The organism is Calditrichota bacterium, from assembly GCA_016867835.1.
Lineage (GTDB): Bacteria > Electryoneota > AABM5-125-24 > Hatepunaeales > Hatepunaeaceae > VGIQ01.
The window spans coordinates 20,004-36,714 of the sequence record VGIQ01000012.1 but is presented as its reverse complement, the minus strand read 5'-3'; the positions used below and the strand labels follow the sequence as shown (position 1 = coordinate 36,714).

14 protein-coding genes and 1 tRNA gene are annotated in these 16,711 nt (G+C 60.1%); 13 read left to right on the top strand and 2 right to left on the bottom strand.

Annotation, left to right across the window (positions count from 1 at the left end):
- On the top strand, positions 1 to 318 hold a 318-nt coding region (locus FJY67_02670), incomplete at its 5' end, for a T9SS type A sorting domain-containing protein (protein ID MBM3328360.1).
- Positions 319 to 715: 397 nt separating this feature from the next.
- Here the strand turns inward: FJY67_02670 and FJY67_02665 are convergent.
- The gene (locus FJY67_02665; protein MBM3328359.1) at positions 716 to 3,634 is read right to left on the bottom strand and encodes a DUF2723 domain-containing protein; all 2,919 of its coding nucleotides are present in this window, start codon (positions 3,632 to 3,634) and stop codon (positions 716 to 718) included.
- A gap of 464 nt (positions 3,635 to 4,098) precedes the next feature.
- On the opposite strand from FJY67_02665, the gene FJY67_02660 reads away from it, so the two are divergent.
- The 4 genes from FJY67_02660 (at position 4,099) to FJY67_02645 (ending at position 7,472) form a co-directional block, all read left to right on the top strand.
- Entirely contained in the window at positions 4,099 to 4,698 is a 600-nt protein-coding gene (locus FJY67_02660; protein ID MBM3328358.1) for a hypothetical protein, read from the top strand.
- Between the two features lie 353 nt (positions 4,699 to 5,051).
- On the top strand, positions 5,052 to 6,128 hold the full coding sequence (locus FJY67_02655; protein ID MBM3328357.1) for a murein L,D-transpeptidase: 1,077 nt from the start codon (positions 5,052 to 5,054) through the stop codon (positions 6,126 to 6,128).
- A complete protein-coding gene (locus tag FJY67_02650) occupies positions 6,125 to 6,775 on the top strand; it encodes a L,D-transpeptidase (protein ID MBM3328356.1) in 651 nt (216 codons plus the stop codon). The genes FJY67_02655 and FJY67_02650 overlap by 4 nt, the downstream gene beginning before the upstream one ends.
- A 52-nt stretch (positions 6,776 to 6,827) precedes the next feature.
- Positions 6,828 to 7,472, top strand: a complete 645-nt coding sequence (locus FJY67_02645) for a hypothetical protein (GenBank protein MBM3328355.1) — start codon at positions 6,828 to 6,830, stop codon at positions 7,470 to 7,472.
- Between the two features lie 261 nt (positions 7,473 to 7,733).
- On the opposite strand, the gene FJY67_02640 is transcribed toward FJY67_02645, so the two are convergent.
- A tRNA-Arg gene (locus FJY67_02640) sits at positions 7,734 to 7,807 on the bottom strand.
- Positions 7,808 to 8,102: 295 nt separating this feature from the next.
- On the opposite strand from FJY67_02640, the gene FJY67_02635 reads away from it, so the two are divergent.
- From FJY67_02635 to FJY67_02600, 8 genes are all read left to right on the top strand, one after another.
- Entirely contained in the window at positions 8,103 to 8,750 is a 648-nt protein-coding gene (locus tag FJY67_02635; protein MBM3328354.1) for a cytochrome c3 family protein, read from the top strand.
- Positions 8,747 to 11,752 (top strand): 4Fe-4S dicluster domain-containing protein, encoded by a 3,006-nt coding sequence (locus FJY67_02630; protein MBM3328353.1) that lies wholly within the window; start codon positions 8,747 to 8,749, stop codon positions 11,750 to 11,752. The genes FJY67_02635 and FJY67_02630 overlap by 4 nt, the downstream gene beginning before the upstream one ends.
- Before the next feature lie 20 nt (positions 11,753 to 11,772).
- Positions 11,773 to 12,456 carry a hypothetical protein gene (locus FJY67_02625; GenBank protein MBM3328352.1) on the top strand — a complete coding sequence of 228 codons (684 nt, stop codon included), beginning with the start codon at positions 11,773 to 11,775 and terminating at the stop codon, positions 12,454 to 12,456.
- A gap of 121 nt (positions 12,457 to 12,577) precedes the next feature.
- Complete coding sequence (locus FJY67_02620; protein ID MBM3328351.1) at positions 12,578 to 14,032, top strand: hydrogenase; 1,455 nt, start codon at positions 12,578 to 12,580, stop codon at positions 14,030 to 14,032.
- 28 nt (positions 14,033 to 14,060) lie between these two features.
- Positions 14,061 to 14,603: a DUF3341 domain-containing protein gene (locus FJY67_02615; GenBank protein ID MBM3328350.1), complete on the top strand. Its 543-nt coding sequence runs from the start codon at positions 14,061 to 14,063 to the stop codon at positions 14,601 to 14,603.
- Positions 14,593 to 15,195, top strand: a complete 603-nt coding sequence (locus FJY67_02610) for a cytochrome c (protein MBM3328349.1) — start codon at positions 14,593 to 14,595, stop codon at positions 15,193 to 15,195. The genes FJY67_02615 and FJY67_02610 overlap by 11 nt, the downstream gene beginning before the upstream one ends.
- Positions 15,179 to 16,384 carry a hypothetical protein gene (locus FJY67_02605; GenBank protein MBM3328348.1) on the top strand — a complete coding sequence of 402 codons (1,206 nt, stop codon included), beginning with the start codon at positions 15,179 to 15,181 and terminating at the stop codon, positions 16,382 to 16,384. The genes FJY67_02610 and FJY67_02605 overlap by 17 nt, the downstream gene beginning before the upstream one ends.
- Complete coding sequence (locus FJY67_02600) at positions 16,384 to 16,710, top strand: hypothetical protein (GenBank protein MBM3328347.1); 327 nt, start codon at positions 16,384 to 16,386, stop codon at positions 16,708 to 16,710. The genes FJY67_02605 and FJY67_02600 overlap by 1 nt, the downstream gene beginning before the upstream one ends.
- Position 16,711: the final 1 nt, after the last annotated feature.

Sequence of the window (16,711 nt, the reverse complement as noted above, 5' to 3'; positions counted from 1 at the left end):
GGGGGTGGGTGGGGGGTGCTGCGGGTGGAGGGTGCTGGTGAAGTCGCGGTGCCGGTTGGGTTTGGCTTAAGGGCGCTCTATCCGAATCCTTTCAACGGGCGCTTGGGGGTGGAGTTTGGGTTGGGTGAGGCGGGTCTGGCGCGTCTGGGGGTGATGGACGGGACGGGCCGGGAGGTGGGGGTGGTTGCGGATGGTTATTATGGTGCGGGGAAGCACCGGCTGGCGTGGGATGCCGGTGGGTTGCCGTCGGGGGTCTATCTGGTGCGGCTGGAGGCATCGGGCCGAACCGCCACCGCGAAGGCGCTGCTGGTGAAGTAAAGGCGTGTAGAATAATCGTGCAGGGGCGGATCGGAATCCGCCCCTCCGCGATAAGCCACTCCCCAAACGGGCGGATCGGAATCCGCCCCTCCGCGATAAGCCACTCCCCAAACGGGCGGATCGGAATCCGCCCCTACGCGATAAGCCACTCCCCAAACGGGCGGATCGGAATCCGCCCCTACGCGATAAGTCACTCCCCAAACGGGCGGATCGGAATCCGCCCCTACGCGATAAGTCACTCCCCAAACGGGCGGATTGGAATCCGCCCCTACGCGATAAGTCACTCCCCAAACGGGCGGATCGGAATCCGCCCCTACGCGATAAGTCACTCCCAAGATGGGCGGATTGGAATCCGCCCCTCCGCGAACTTCCTCACCTTGAGCCTTATGCTCAAAACCTACCTGCCCGCCAGCGCCGTCAATTCGTCGCGCTTCTTCAGCATCACCTCGTCGCCCGGGTTGTTGCCCAGCCAGTCATTCACATAGTTGAGCGCGCGGGCATAGTCGCCCTTGCGGCGGTTCATTTCAATCAACCCCGAGAGCGCCGCGCCGTCGCGGGGATTCGATCGCCATTTAGGCTCGTAGATCGATCCCGCCAGATCGAAGAGGCCGAGATTCAGCGCGTGCCCGGCGGCTTTCATCGCCGTCGTGTGGGAGTCGTCGGCGGTCAGGAGGCGGTTGTAGAGGTCTATCACCCACGTCGTGTCGCCTCCGAACTGAAGCCAGGTGTAGCCTACTCTATAGACCATATCGGCGGAAGGATTTAAAGCCAGCGCCCGACTATAGAGATCGCGTGCCCGGTCGAGCGAGCGCGCTTCGGCAAGGTAATAGTTGGCATACTCGATTGCTTTGGCAGCGTCGAGTTGGTCGTCTTTCACGATGATGTCGAGTTTCCTGCGCATCTCTTCGGGACGGCCGAGGTCGGCGTATAGACGGCCGATGCTGAGGGTGAGCGCGTCGTAGCGCATCGGCACCCGTGATTCAGGGATCGTGGAGTCCATGAACTCCAGCGCGGTGAGCGCTTTGACCCGCGGCGGCAGGTCGGTATATCGCTCGACCCGCTCAGCAAGTGGGAGGTCCTGGAAGGTTGTATCGTTGCTGCCGCTGTCGAGTGCTTCCTGCTGCCACTGATAGGCGAGTTGGATGAGCCCTTGCCGGTAGTTGCCGAGGAGTCGTATGATGTTGTCGTCGAAATAGACCCGGTCGTCCGAAACGCTGCGATACTTATAGACCTTCATCATACTCTCAGCCACCCGGTCGGCGTCGATCAGATCGACCGGCCGGGAATGGAGTTTGAAAGCCAGACCTTCCATCGCGAGGTAGTTCTTCTGCGGGTCGCGGATGTTGCGCAGGCCGACCAGATTGTTGTCGGAGACCGTAACCGCGAAGTAAATCGGCCGTTTCCAGCCGTCGGCAGCGTTCTTCGCGATAGTGTTCAGGATCATCAAGTCCTGGACTCGCAGGAAGTATTCGTTGCGCCCGCCGCCGACCGGAATCACCATGGGGCCGGGAACGTCCCAGACCAGTTTCGGCGCTTCCGGAGTGGGGCCTTCAACCTGCACTTTGCGGCTTTGCGCCCAGAGCCGGTCGCGCAGGGCGTTCATATCGCGCCCTTCGACGACGTTATCGATGTAGGTGTCAGTGACCTTTGACGTCATCGGGCACTTCGGCTCTTTGTCCCTTATCTGCTGGATGAACCAGCCGGTGTTGAGGAGACTGAGGTTCACCACCCGGACGTCGGTACGGACACCATCGACCACCTGAAGATACCAGAGCGGGAAGGTGTCATTGTCGCCATTGGTATAAAGGATCGCATCAGGCTCGCAAGTCATCAGCAGGTTGTAGGAATAGTCCCAGGCGACAAAGTTGCCGCTCCGGTCTTGATGACGGTAGTTTTTGACCAGCATGTTGACCGGCGCTACCACCAACAGTCCCGCCACCAGTCCGCCCGCCACGAGTTCCTTCCGTAACTTGCCAAACGACTTCAATGCCGCATCGATCACCACTTGCGCCCCGATCCCGATCCAGATCGCGAAAGCCCAGAATGAGCCGACATAGGAGTAGTCCCGTTCGCGTGGTTGGGGATCGTCCTGGTTGACGTAGAGAATGATCGCCAGCCCGGTCATGAAGAAGAGCGCGAGCACCGCGAGGGCGTGACGGGCATCCCGGTAGAAGTGCTGAACGAAGCCAACTAATCCGAGCAGCAGCGGGATCGCAAAGAACCTCGAAGGCTCGAAATACTGCCAGCCGAGGTAGCGCAGATACATGTCGCGGATCTGGTAGGACCAGAAGGGCGCCTTGCGCTCGAAGATGGTCAGGAAGAGACTCTCGGTGCCGTATTGCTCGCGGTTGATATAGGCCAGCAGTTTCGACCATGTCTCAGGGTCGTTTTCGTCCAGGAACGGATTGAGGCCGGAACGGATTTTGATGGTCATGAAGGTGGTGTAGCCGGCAACGACGAGCAGCAAAGCCAGGAGCGACATCCCGGCCACGCGCTGGTCGTTCCGGATAGACCAGACAACGCCCCATACGGCAGCGATCAGGAGCACCAGAAGGCCGTAGATCGAAAAGCGGTTGATCAGCGCTGGTATCCCCTGAATGAGGCCCGGATAGATCGCCAGAGTCAATAGACAGCCGATCAGACTCGCCCAGAAGAAAGTCCGGATATTGGCCGGGAACCGCTTGAAGGCTACGACATAGGTTAGCGCCGGAATCGTCAGGATGTTGAGCAGGTGCACCCCGCTCGATAGTCCGAAGAGGTAGAAGATAAAGAGGAGGATCGCGTTGCCAGCCGGGTCGTCGGAGTGGTCGAGCCAGAGCAGTATGAGGTAGAAGACGATCGCCGTAAATATCATGCTCATCGCATAAACCTCAGCCTCGACCGCATTGAACCAGAACGAGGTCGAGAAGCCGAAGGCGAGCGTTCCGATGGCGGCAGCGCCGTAGATGGTGATCCGGTCGAGGCGGGTCGCTTCCCGCCCGCGATAGAGCCGTATCAACCGGACGGTGGAGAGGTATAGCAGGAGCACTGAGATCGCCGACACGAGCGGCGACATGAGGTTGACCCTGAGGCCGATGTCGGATGCTGTCGGTAAGAGTGAGAAGAGGCGCCCCAGCATCAGATAGAAAGGGGCGCCGGGTGGATGGGGCACTCCGAAACTAAAGGATGCCGCGATAAACTCGCCGCAATCCCAAAAACTGACCGTATCGGCTACGGTGCTGATATAGACCGCCAATGTTCCGAAGAACAAGGCTCCGGCCGTCAGGCGATGAGGAGTGATCTTGATTGCTGACCTCGTCCCATAGATGAAGCGAATAGAGAACCGTCCGTTGCGGCCGGCTTAGCCTATTTACTATATTAAGGCTTCCCCGGTATGAAACGCAAGAGTCGGGGGAAAGTTGCCGATTTAGGCGCACGGAACGACGTATCGAGGCCGGAATCATAAATTTTTGGAGAAATAAGTGCTTTAAGGCTTGACAGACTCTTGCAGCGGTCGTAAATTAGGCCGTCTGAATAACTATAATCCCGGTTTTCGAGGCGCCGGACCCGGCGCGAGGCGGCCCGACCGTCCCGGCCGCGCCTGCTGCCTCGAAGCAATGCCCACCTGCGTCAATGCCTTTTCCAACTGCCGGGCCGTAAGGGACGGTGGATGAAGGGGCTTTTTTTTCGCAGATTGGGGCCGGGTCTTTAAGACTAATAGGAAAGACTGGATATTGACGGGTGGGCCGGGCCCGTCATACCCAAATCTCCAACAACCGGCAGAACTTAAGGACCAAAGGAATGATCCGTTACGGCAAATTCGCGCTGGCGCTTGCCCTGCTGGTGGTCGTCGGTTGCTCGAAGCCGCCCGAAATGGAAATGAAGGCTGCCAACGACGCCCTCGCCGCCGCCAAGTCCGCCGAAGCCGAGCAATACGCGCCCAAAGCCTATCGCACGGCCAACGACACGCTCGGCGCTGCTTCTGCAGCCAAGGCTGAACAGGATGCGAAATTCGCGCTCTTCCGTAGTTACTCCGGCTCGAAGAACCTCTTTGTTCGCGCTGAGGCGCTGGCCAAGGAGGCTGCAACCGCCGCCGCGACCGAAAAGGCCCGCGTGAAGGCGGAAGTCGAAGGGATGTTAACCCAGGCCAAGAGCGACCTCGATTCCGCCTCCGCCGCGCTCGCCAAAGCGCCCGTCGGCAAAGGCAACAAAGCGGACATCGAGTTGATCAAGAACGATCTCGCATCGACGATGACGGCTTACGACGACGCCCAGATGGACTACAACAACGGTAAGTATCTCACGGCGCGCTCCAAAGTGAATGCCGTGATGCAGCGGACTGCGTCCATCATGCAACAAATCGAGCAAGCCAAAGCCATGGCCAAAGGCGGCAAGCGCTAACCGACGCCCCGCACGACCGAACCGAGAGGAGGGGGTCGCCGGCAACGACGACCCCCTTCTCGTAAGGATGAAAGATAGAGGAAGAAGCCCGGAGGGGAGGACTCCAGTTATGCAAACGACATTGTCGCCTTCCCACTTCCCGCGGACTATTGCCTTTTGCCGTTTCAGACTGCCTCGGAATGCGCTGGGGTGTGCCGTCGGGTGTCCTCACCCGTCGGGAAGTAATTGTTAATAAGGCATGTCAGTGTCAGGTGAGACACCTGACACCACGAATCATTCAAACGACACTGTCGCCTTCCCACTTCCCGCGGACTATTTCCCTCTACCTTCTGCCTTAAGGAATCGGATCCGGCTTGTTTAGACTGCTCCCGACGCTCGCCCTGACGCTCTTCCTTGCCGGCTGCGGCCTTTTCGAGGCTCCGGCTCCCCCGATGGCCCGGCTTCAGAACGCCCGCGACGCGCTCGAACGCGCCCGTCGCTCAGGCGCGATTCGCCACTCCGAAACGGCCTACCGCAACGCCGAGCATCTGATTGCCATCGGCTGGAACGAAATCGGTCGCCAGAACGGCCGGATCTACCTCTTTCGCAACTACACTCGGGCGGACTCGATCCTGCTTGCGGCCGAGATCTGGGCTGAACGGGGCGCTCGCGCTGCTCTCGATTCCCTTGCCCTGCAGGAACTGCAGGCCCGCGAAGCCTACATTGGCCTGGAAGAGGAACTGAAGATATGGCGGGAGGCGCTCAACGGCACCCTCATCCTCTACAGCGCTGAGCGCTGGTGGTCCCAAGCCGGGATGCACCTCCGCACCGCGCGCCGGCTGTTTCAGGATGGCGAATATACTGAAGCTGTCAAGTCGGCGGCTCTCGGGCGCAAGGCGCTTGCCCGCGTTGGCGCTCTTCTTGCCGAGCAAGCCAATCATGAAGCGACCCAAATGATTCAGTGGCGAAATTGGGTAGAGGAGACTATCGCCTGGTCACGCGACAACGACGCCCCCGCCATCATCGTCGATAAGACTGCACACCGGACTTATCTTATTAAGAATGGAAAAACGGTCCGGACCTACGCCAGCGACGTCGGCTACAACTCAGCCAGCCAGAAGCACTTTTCCGGAGACGGCGCGACGCCCGAGGGTCAGTATCAAATCTCCAAGGTGAAGGACGGCAACAGCAAGTTTTACCGCGCCTTGCTCATCAACTATCCGAACGACTCTGATCGGAAGCGGTTCGAAGAGAATAAACGGCGCGGCATCATCTCACGCAATGCCCGCATCGGCGGGCTTATTGAAATCCACGGCGATGGCGGTCACGGCCGGGACTGGACCGATGGCTGCGTCGCTCTCGCCAACAGCGATATGGACAATCTGATACCCCACGTCCGGGTCGGCACCCCGGTTACCATCGTCCGCCGCTATGATGGGAAAGACCTATGAAGCGGTTGCTTTGGATCCTCGCCATCATTCTACCGCTTGCTCTGACTGGACTATGGTTCTATGGCCGGTCGGTAGCACCGGTGATCATCGAAGCGAACCATCACTTGGCGTCTGCTGACACGGCAGCCTTTCGACTTCCGTCCGATCCAAAGGCAGCCAAACGGGAATTGCAGCGCGCTCAGAAAGCCTTGACGGCGCTGCGCCCCAAAGGCCTTTACGTCGTAATCGACACCCACGCCAATCTGCTCTACCTGCGAACGCAGGACTCGGTCCTGATGAAAGCGACCTGTTCGACCGGTTACGGTGGTGAACTGACCGATTCGACGACCGGTCGCAAGTGGATTTTCAACACCCCACAGGGCGTCTTCAAGATCAACAGCCGGGTCGAAAACCCCTGGTGGCGCAAGCCTGACTGGGCCTTCATTGAGGAAGGCGAAAAGCCGCCCGACGACCCTCGTGAACGCTACGACTCCAATATGCTCGGCAAGTATGCCCTCGGCTTCGGCAACGGCTATTTCATCCACGGGACGCTCTACACTCGGCTCCTGGGCGTTGCAGTCTCGCATGGCTGCGTCCGGCTCGGCAACGAAGACCTCGATTTCCTCTTCAAGCGGGCGACCTACGGCACACCGGTCTATATCATATAGAGACAGGGGGAGGACGGGGTTGTGGACGAGGCTGCACCCTCGGATCTTGAGAATGGCGCCGATGGTGATGCTTATCCTCGCCGTCGGCTGTCACAAGCGCGAGGCGGAAACGCCGCCCGCGATCCCGTCCGGCGGCGCGCTTTCCCCGGAGGTCGAATACGCCCGCCTGCGAACCGAACTGAGTCTCGCCGATTCGGGACAGCCCTATCTGGTGCTAAACGTACCCGATACGCTTTTGGAAGTGCGCCTCAAGGGGACGCCGGTCTGGACGACGCGACTTGATCTAATCGAGTCCGATCGCGGCGATCTCGACCGGTTCACCCGGAAGTTCACCGGCGGCAGCAAGACTTGGGTCCGGCCGGTAGCCGGCTTGCACCTCTTTGCCGCGCAGGAGAAGACCCCTGACTCGGTGTTGGCAATCGTAAGCGAAGCGCTTAATGTGAAGAAGGAACTACTCCAGCGCGACGTGCCGGAGCGATTCCGCATCTACTGGAGCGAGAGCCTGATGATGGATGTGGTAAGCGAGATAGAAGGGAGGCCGCGGTCAACATTGGCAAACCGGGTGATCGAGGCCCGGACGGCGCTGCGCAAGCCGTTTGGAGCGGCGAGGATTACAGTCCGGCTCGCGCCCGACGATGCCCTGACGCTGCATCGTCTCACCGAGCCGGGTCTGGCGACGCTGCTACTGCATTATTAATGGGTGCGGACAATAGTGTTATTCTCCAGTAGGGCGGGCATTCCTGCCTGCCCTTAGGACGGACAAGAATTTCCGTCCTACTGATGCTATTGTTTGATGCTCCCATTAAAATATCCAGCACCCTCCCGCCTTGTGGGGTGGGGCAAGTGGAAAGACCGGAATCTCCCCCCCTTCATTCCCCCCGCGAAGCAGGGAGGATAACACAAGATGACATCTTCGCCCAAAAGTGATCGGCAGGCTCAACGCCTGCCGATGGAGATGCACGCCCGGAGGGACTCGAACCCCCAACCTTCTGGTCCGTAGCCAGATGCTCTATCCAATTGAGCTACGGGCGCAAGTCAACCTCATATTATACGCCCTGCCTCAGTCCGGCGTCAAGCCTTCCTGCCCCCTGATACCGGTGCTCCCAAGATTTTGGTCGATGCACTTTTTTTCACGCCCTGTCCATCCGGTTGACGAGTGTTCCAACAGGTGTATCTCCACTTCGTAGATTCTTTCTATGACTTTGGACGGACGACCTCCGTCCGCCGGGGACACTGCCGCTTCCTGCTTACCATAAAAAAGAGCACGGCTACCGGCCGGGGGTCCCCGTCACCTTTTCCCCCCGCAGGCAGATAGGGCAACTGGTTCGTGGCGCAAATCTTTCCCAAATGGGTCGATCGCATTCCTTCGCTCGCCGGGCTCGTGGTATTCGCAGCAGTCTGCGGAGTCGTCGGGTTCTTCTGGTACTTCGGCTCGCCGTGGTGGACCGACGTCGGCTACCGGCCCCGTCAGCCGGTGCCGTTCAGCCATAAACTGCACGCCGGCGATCTCGGGATGGATTGCCGCTATTGTCACAGCCAGGTCGAGCAGTCGGTTCATGCCAATATCCCGGCTATTGCAACCTGTATGAACTGCCATAGTCAGGTCTTGAAGGAATCGCCGAAACTGCTCCCGATCCGCGAAGCCGCCGCGTCGGGCAAGCCGGTGCAATGGGTGCGAGTGCACGAACTGCCGGATTACGCCTATTTTGACCATTCGGCGCACCTGCGAGCCGGAGTCTCCTGCTTTTCCTGTCACGGCAACATTCCGCAGGAAGAGGTCGTTACTCTGCGCAAGCCGCTCTCGATGTCCTGGTGCCTTGACTGCCACCGAAATCCCGATCCTCACCTTCGGCCGGTTTCGGAGATCACCAACCTCAACTGGGAGCCTCCGGCCGACTTCGACCGCTTCGTTCGTGAATGGAAGCAGGTAAAGCGCATCAATCCGCCCACCAACTGCTCGGCCTGCCATAGATGATGACCCCGGTGCAAACCCTTCCAACTATCCCCGACGAGTCGGGGAGCCGTGGGATAAACAAATCCTACTGGCGCAGTTCCGGCGAACTCATAGGCGATCCCGTCTTCATCGAGCAACTCCACCGCGAGTTCCCCGAAGCCGCAAGCGAACTTACAGATCCGGTGAGCCGCCGGACCTTCCTCGGCTTGATGGGAGCATCGATGGCGCTGGCGGCGCTCACCGGCTGCCGGAGGCCGCTTGAGACCATCGTCCCCTATGTAAAGGCTCCCGAAGATATCGTCCTCGGTCGTCCGGAACGTTATGCCACGGCGATGCAGATAGCCGGCGATACGCTGGGGCTGCTCGTAACGACCCGCGAAGGCCGTCCCGTCAAGATCGACGGCAATGCGCTCCATCCCTCGTCGGGGGGCGGCAGTTCGATTTGGGCGCAGGCAGCGATCCTCGATCTCTACGACCCGGATCGCTCACGGCATATAAAGGAACGAGGTCAAACTCGCGACCGGTCGGAATTTGTCGAATTCCTGCGCCGCCTTCGCAGTGAGTATTTAGCCCGTCAGGGCGAGGGACTGGCTGTCCTTTCCGAAGCCTATGATGCTCCGACGATGGCGCGATTGCAGAGCGAATTCAGGCAGGTATTCCCCCGTGCCAGGTGGATCGTCCGTGAGGCGGTTGGGAGCGCAAGCCTCCAGAGTGCGCTCGAAGTTTCATCCGGTATGCCGTGCCGGGTGCGGTATGACTACGGCGCTGCTGACGTTACCCTCGCACTCGACGCCGACATCTTCGGCACCGAGCCGGGGGCGGTATCGGCCGCGCGAGGCTTCGCCCGCCGTCGCAATCCCGACAGCGAACAGAAGATGAACCGGCTCTATGTAGCCGAGTCGAACTTCACCCTGACCGGAGCCAACGCCGATCACCGGTTCCGCATCCGTTCGAGTGAGATCGCAAAATTCACGCTCGCGCTCGCAAAAGAACTGAATGCGACCGGCGGACTGGGGCTCGATGGCATGATTAACGGGCTGCCGGAGGGCGACATGACGGCATCCGGGAGAGTCTGGCTTAAGGCATTAGCCGGGGATCTGCTCGCCTGCCGCGGCCGGTCGATCCTCGTCGCCGGACGGCATCAGCCCGCTTCCGTCCAAGCCCTCGTCATCGCCTTGAACGAAGCGCTCGGCAACCGGGGGGCGACGGTCATTTACTCACCGCTGCCGGAATCCGCCCGAATCGACCACTCCGGCGAACAGCATCTGGCATCCGACATCGCAGCCGGGAGTGTGACCGGCCTCATCCTCCTGGGCGGTAACCCGGTCTATGACGGCGGAGCGGGAGTCGATTGGAAGGCGCTCTTGAACAAGGTCCCGCAATCGTTGCGGCTCGGCTACTGGGAAGACGAGACGTCAGCCGCCTGCCGGTGGCATCTGCCGCAGGCGCACACTCTAGAAGCGTGGGGGGACGCCTTTGACGCGTCGGGCGCGCCATCGCTGGCTCAGCCGCAAATCGAGCCGATGTTCGGCGGCTGGAGCGGAATAGAACTTATCGGATTTCTTCTAACCGGTAGCGAAGCGCGCGGCTACGAACTGGTGCGCGAGACCTGGCGGGGATTCCTGCCCGGGGTGGACTACGAGAGCCAGTGGCGCAAGACGCTGCACGACGGCGCACCGGCGGGCGGCGGGCAAGTCCTCTCGTCCGTCTTGAACGTGAGCGCCCTAACCGGCTTCATTGCCTCGCACTGGCCGAAAACGGCGTCCGGCATCGAAGCCGTCTTCCGGCCTTCTCCAGCCCTCTTTGACGGGCGGTTCGCCAACAACGGCTGGCTGCAGGAACTGCCCGATCCGATGACTAAACTGACCTGGGACAACGCCGCGCTCGTAAGCCCAAAGAGCGCGGTCCAGTGGAGCCTCAAGACTGGCGATGTCGTCCGCCTTGAACTGAGCGACGCGTTCGTCGAGGCGCCGGTATTGGTCCTGCCCGGTCATTCCGACGACTCGGTTACACTGCCTCTCGGCTACGGGCGCGAGTTCGGACGAATCGCTGCCGGCGTCGGATTCAATGTCTACCGGTTGAAGCCTGCAAGCACAAGTGAAGAGGGCGATGTTGCAGGTGGTTTGAAGGTGGTGCCGACGGGCCGCCGTTCCTCATTGGCCACCACACAGGAGCACTGGTCGATGGAAGGCCGTCCAATCGTCCGGGAAGCGAGCCTGGGTGAGTATCGGGAGAATCCCGATTTTGCTCACGATATGGTCCCCCGGGGTGCCGAGCCGTCACTCTGGAAAGAGTGGCAATACGACCAAGGCTACCAGTGGGGGATGGCCATCGACCTGAACAGTTGCACCGGCTGTAATGTCTGCACTATAGCCTGTCAGAGCGAGAACAACATTCCGATCGTCGGGCGCGAACAGGTGAAACGGAGCCGCGAGATGCACTGGATTCGGCTCGACCGCTACTTCACCGGCCCGGTCGAGGACCCGCAGTCGGTGGCTCAGCCGGTCGGTTGTCAACACTGCGAGATGGCGCCCTGCGAGCAGGTCTGCCCGGTTGCTGCGACGAACCACGACGCCGAAGGCCTCAATGTGATGACCTACAATCGCTGCGTCGGGACCCGGTATTGCTCCAATAACTGCCCCTACAAGGCGCGACGCTTCAACTTCTTCAATTACACCAATAAACTCGATTCTCTGGTGCAAATGGTGCAGAACCCGGACGTCACGGTCCGGTCGCGTGGAGTGATGGAAAAGTGCACCTACTGCATTCAGCGCATCAACCGCGCCAAGCATGAAGCGAAATTGGAGGGCGACCGGCCGCTCCGCGACGGCGACGTCCTGCCGGCCTGTGCCGAAGCCTGTCCGGCTGGAGCCATCGTCTTCGGGAATATCCTCGACCCGAACTCGCGGGTCTCGCAACTTAAGCGCGATGCCCGCAACTATGAACTTCTGGCCGACATCAACACCCGGCCTCGCACCAGTTATCTGGCTCGGGTGCGCAACCCCAACCCCGCGTTGGGGTAGGCTGCCGGGACCTTGGGACTATGTCAGGTAGAAGCGTGAGCGCTGGACAAACCTACCGGCCGCCTAAATCCGACTCCGTCATCAAGGCTACCGGGCACGACTACGACTATTGGTTTGCGCTGCTCGATCGATGGAACGGCCCGACACTCGGGCACAAGGAGATGGCACGCCGGCTGGGAGAGTTGGAGCCGGTCTCGGCGTGGTGGGCACAGACGATTACCGTCGAATACGAGCGCACACGAGGCTTAAGAGAAGTGCGCCAGCGAGCCGACCGGACTTATGACCTTACCGTCCATCGGACGGTGGCAGCGACGCTTGAAGCGGCTTGGGCGGCATGGGCGACTCCGGCGGGACTGAATGGCTGGTTCACCTCCGGTGCAAAGGTCGATCTGAGGGTCGGTGGGCGATTCTCCAACGATGACAAAGACGCCGGCCAGTTCAAGATCGTCGAGCCGCACAAACGGCTGCGCTTCACCTGGGAACAACCTCAGCACCAGCCCGGCAGCGAGGTGACGATTACCTTGGAGACGATGGACTCTGGCAAGGTGCGGGTCGCCCTCGAACATCGCAAACTGCAGACCCGCGAGGATTGCGATGACCTGAGGGAAGGCTGGAGTTGGGCGATGGAGAGTTTGAAGTCATGGCTTGAAACCGGGCGCGGGATCAGGTTTGAGGAATGGAAAGCGGAGAGAACAGGGGTCTGAAGGATCGGCATTGATCTTTAGTCATTAACCCTGATCCAGCGATAGGCGTTTGCTGTTTTCACCTCTGGGGTGGAAGCCAATTGTGCGGTCAGATGTCCTCATCTGACCGCTCCGCCGTCGGATGGGGACATCCGACGGCACACTTACCGCCGGATTAGGGTTCAATCATCATCCGTCATTGGCATCGACATCAATACATAACACTTCGCTCGAAGCGCCTCTGATTCAGGGCCAGCCGTCGTTTCGCGATGTTTCGGAGCGGATCAGCGGCATCGTCGAACGTGGACCGGGGCTATGGTGGTGGATCGCGACGGGCATCTCGGGACTTTTGAGCCTTATGCTGGTCGGCCTGATAGGCTACCTCTTCTGGGAAGGCACCGGCGTTTGGGGGCTTCAAGTGCCGGTTGGCTGGGGTTGGGACATCACCAACTTCGTCTTTTGGGTCGGCATCGGGCATGCGGGGACGCTGATTTCTGCGATCCTGTTCCTCCTGCGCCAAAAATGGCGCACCTCGATCAACCGGTTCAGCGAAGCGATGACTCTCTTCGCGGTGCTCTGCGCGGCGATGTTCCCCTCCATCCACGTCGGACGACCCTGGCTGCTCTACTTTGTGATGCCGATCCCGAACCAGATGGCGCTCTGGCCTAATTTCCGCAGCCCGCTTCTGTGGGACTTCTTTGCGGTCGGGACCTATTTCACGGTCTCGCTCCTCTTCTGGTATCTCGGTCTGGTGCCGGACCTGGCAACTTTGCGCGACCGGGCGACGGCGCGGATCCGGTCGGGTGCCCGCGAGATCGGAACCCGCATCCGGCAGGTTGCATTTGGGCTTCTTGCGCTCGGGTGGCGGGGCAGCAACCGGCAATGGAAGCACTACGAACTGGCTTATCTGATTCTGGCCGGGATTTCGACGCCGCTGGTGCTCTCGGTGCACTCTATCGTCTCCACGGACTTTGCCACGTCAGTCATCCCGGGTTGGCACACCACGATTTTTCCCCCTTACTTCGTTGCTGGAGCAATCTTCAGCGGCTTTGGGATGGTGATGACGCTGGCGATACTGGCGCGACTCGTTTATCCGATCTCGGACTACATCACCATCAACCACCTTGAGAAGATGGCCAAGGTGCTGATGGTAACCGGGATGATGGTCGGCTATGCCTATGCGATGGAGTTCTTCATTGCGTGGTATTCAGGCAACGACATCGAGCGGTTCACATTCATCAACCGCGCCTTTGGGACTTATGCCTGGGCATACTGGACGATGGTTAGTTGCAACGTTCTGATTCCCCAGATTTTATGGTTCAAGCGGCTGCGCACATCGGTGCCGGTGCTTTTCGTTCTGTCGATCTTCGTCAACATCGGGATGTGGTTCGAGCGCTTTGTGATCATCGTCAGTTCGCTCGCCAATGACTACCTGCCGGCGGTTTGGGCTTACTTCCGGCCAACCTGGGTCGATGTAATGACTTTCGTCGGATCTATCGGGCTCTTCCTTTTCCTCTTCCTGCTCTTCCTGCGCTTCCTGCCGATGATCGCGATGTCTGAAGTGAAGGGTGTCCTACCGCAGGCGGAGACGCACTAAAGATGATGATGATGATGATGGGGGGAATATGATCGGGCAAGCGCCGGTAAAGGGGCTGGTGGCGCGGTTCGAGACGCCGGGAGCGCTTCTGAAAGCCGCCCGGTCGCTCCGGGAGGTTGGACTGAAGCAGTTCGATGCGCATTCACCCTACCCTATCCACGGCATGGACGACGCGATGCGAGAGCCTCGTTCGCGGGTCAGTTACGTCGCCGCGGCGGGGGCAATTGCGGGCGGCACGGGGCTGCTGGCGCTTATCTACTGGGCCAGCGTCATTGCCTACCCGGTGATCGTCTCGGGCAAGCCGCTCTTCAGTTACCAGGCTTTCTTCCCGCCGATCTTTGCGATCACCGTGCTGCTGGCGGCGTTCGGCTCGCTTGCCGGGTTCATCGCGCTCGCCGGGGTGAAGTTCCATCACTCGCTCTTCGAGAGTCCGCTCTTTGCGCGGTTTTCCGACGACGGCTTCATCATCGCAATAAATGCCGATGATCCGCTATTCGAGGAAGCCCGGTTGCGAGAGCAACTGGCGGCACTCGGCGCAGTCGAAATGGAGGCAGTGCACGATGCGGAATAGCCTTCTCTACTCCGCATTGTTGGCCATTGTCATCATCGGCTGCCAGGGTCGTCCCTCCGACCGGCCGCCGGTCCACATCAATCCGAATATGGACAACCAGCCGAAGTTCAAGGCGCAGAGCGCCAATCCGAACTTCGCCGACGCGGCTTCGATGAGAGTGCCTCCGGCTGGGACGGTCGCCCGGGGACACCTGCGCGACGACGTCCGCTACTATGAAGGGCTCGATCCGGCGACCGGTCAGCCGGTACTAACGTCGCCGGTCCCGGCGGCGGAATCGGGACTGCAGCGGGGGCGAGAGCGCTACAACATCTATTGCTCGGTATGCCACGGTCAGACCGGCGACGGCAAGGGGATCATGCTGCAGAAGGGTTTCCCGCCGCCGGCTTCGTTCCACAGCGACCTAGTGCGAAACTACAGCGACGGGCATTACTACCGCGCACTCACCTACGGACTGCGCAACATGCCGGCACATGGAGCGCAAATCAAGGTCGAAGATCGCTGGCTGATCGTCAACTACATCCGGGCCTTGCAGCGCAGCCAGCATGCAACGCTCGCCGACATTCCGGAGGAGATGCGTGGCCGCATCCGTTAGCCCGACCGCCTCATCGCCTGTGAAGCCGGAATATCTGCTGGCCAACGCGGCGGGGCGCGCCCGCATCTGGTGGATTGTAGCCGCTGTCGGAGCCGCACTCTGCCTCTGGGGCGTCATCTCCGACCACCGGCAGTTTCACTTTTCCTATCTGGTTGCCTTCGCCTTCTGGACGACGATCGCCCTCGGCGGACTCTTTTTCCTGATGATCCACCACTTGACCGGGTCGGTCTGGAGCATCGTCGTGCGGAGATTCTTCGAGGCGGTGGCGAAGAACCTCTATTTGATGGCGTTCCTTTTCATTCCGGTGCTGGTCGGGGCGCACGAACTCTATCACTGGAGTCACCCCGAAGCCGTTGCCACGGACACAATCCTGCAGAAGAAGGCGGGTTATCTCAATGTTCCTTTCTGGACGATCCGGGCGGCGCTCTATTTCGCAATATGGAGTCTGCTGGTCTGGCGATTGACAGCGCTTTCGGAGCGGCAGGATAGGGGCGAAGCGGTCTCCGGGTCGTTTGCAAAGATCGCCGCGCCGGGGATGATCCTCTTCGCCTTTTCGGCGACCTTTGCTGCTTTCGACTGGTTGATGGCGCTCGATCCGCATTGGTATTCGACGATCTATGGCGTCTATATCGTCATGGGCGGGATCATGGCGATGTTCGCGCTCGTCGTCCGGATGGTAAATGCCGCCCGCCGGCAGGGCGCGCTGCAGGGCGCGGTGACCGCCGAGCACTATCATGACCTCGGCAAGTTGCTCTTCGCCTTCATGATCATGTGGGCGTATATGGCTTTTTCGCAGTATTTCCTGATTTGGTATGCCAACCTGCCGGAGGAGACGATCTTCTACCGTCATCGCTGGATAGGCGGCTGGAAGGCAATCTCGCTCCTCTTGCCGCTGGGTCATTTCGCGGTTCCCTTCTTTCTCCTGATCAACCGCCCTGCCAAGCGGAATCCGGCTTTCCTCGGCACGATTGCCCTGGGCTTATTGGCGATGCACTGGATCGACCTCTATTGGAACGTCATTCCGATACTTCATCCCAAAGGCGCGACGTTCAGTTACCTCGACGGCGCAACGATGCTCTTCACCGGCGGGCTTTTCATGGCTTTTCTTTGGAAGCGGCTGGGCGCCCGGCCGCTCGTGCCGGTGAACGATCCCCGTCTCGAAGATTCCCTCAAGTTTGTGAACAAGTGATGATCGAACACCGCACCGAACCACATCCCGACGCCGCTCCGGGCTACGAGCGGCGCGACGCCAACGTCCTGAAACTGACCTTGACGGGCATCATCTCGGCCCTGATCTTGATTGGAATGCTGGTGGGTCTAAACGAGTTCTTCCGGACGGCGCAGGAGGAACTGCACTACGAGGTTGCGCTGAAGCCGCAATCGAGCACATTGCGCAGTCTGAGAGCAAAGGAGATGGAAGCGCTCACCACCTACGGCGTCGTTGACTCTGCGAGGGGCCTCTATCGCATTCCTATCGAGCGGGCGATGCAATTGCTGGCGGCTGAGGGGAAGTAGA

Excerpts from the sequence above, each read along its gene's own strand:
- FJY67_02660 (MBM3328358.1), top strand. The coding sequence starts at position 4,099 with ATGATCCGTTACGGCAAATTCGCGCTGGCGCTTGCCCTGCTGGTGGTC.
- FJY67_02620 (MBM3328351.1), top strand. The coding sequence starts at position 12,578 with ATGGGGACATCCGACGGCACACTTACCGCCGGATTAGGGTTCAATCAT.
- FJY67_02625 (MBM3328352.1), top strand. The coding sequence starts at position 11,773 with ATGTCAGGTAGAAGCGTGAGCGCTGGACAAACCTACCGGCCGCCTAAA.
- FJY67_02645 (MBM3328355.1), top strand. The coding sequence starts at position 6,828 with ATGGCGCCGATGGTGATGCTTATCCTCGCCGTCGGCTGTCACAAGCGC.
- FJY67_02600 (MBM3328347.1), top strand. The coding sequence starts at position 16,384 with ATGATCGAACACCGCACCGAACCACATCCCGACGCCGCTCCGGGCTAC.
- FJY67_02615 (MBM3328350.1), top strand. The coding sequence starts at position 14,061 with ATGATCGGGCAAGCGCCGGTAAAGGGGCTGGTGGCGCGGTTCGAGACG.
- FJY67_02650 (MBM3328356.1), top strand. The coding sequence starts at position 6,125 with ATGAAGCGGTTGCTTTGGATCCTCGCCATCATTCTACCGCTTGCTCTG.
- FJY67_02630 (MBM3328353.1), top strand. The coding sequence starts at position 8,747 with ATGATGACCCCGGTGCAAACCCTTCCAACTATCCCCGACGAGTCGGGG.
- FJY67_02610 (MBM3328349.1), top strand. The coding sequence starts at position 14,593 with ATGCGGAATAGCCTTCTCTACTCCGCATTGTTGGCCATTGTCATCATC.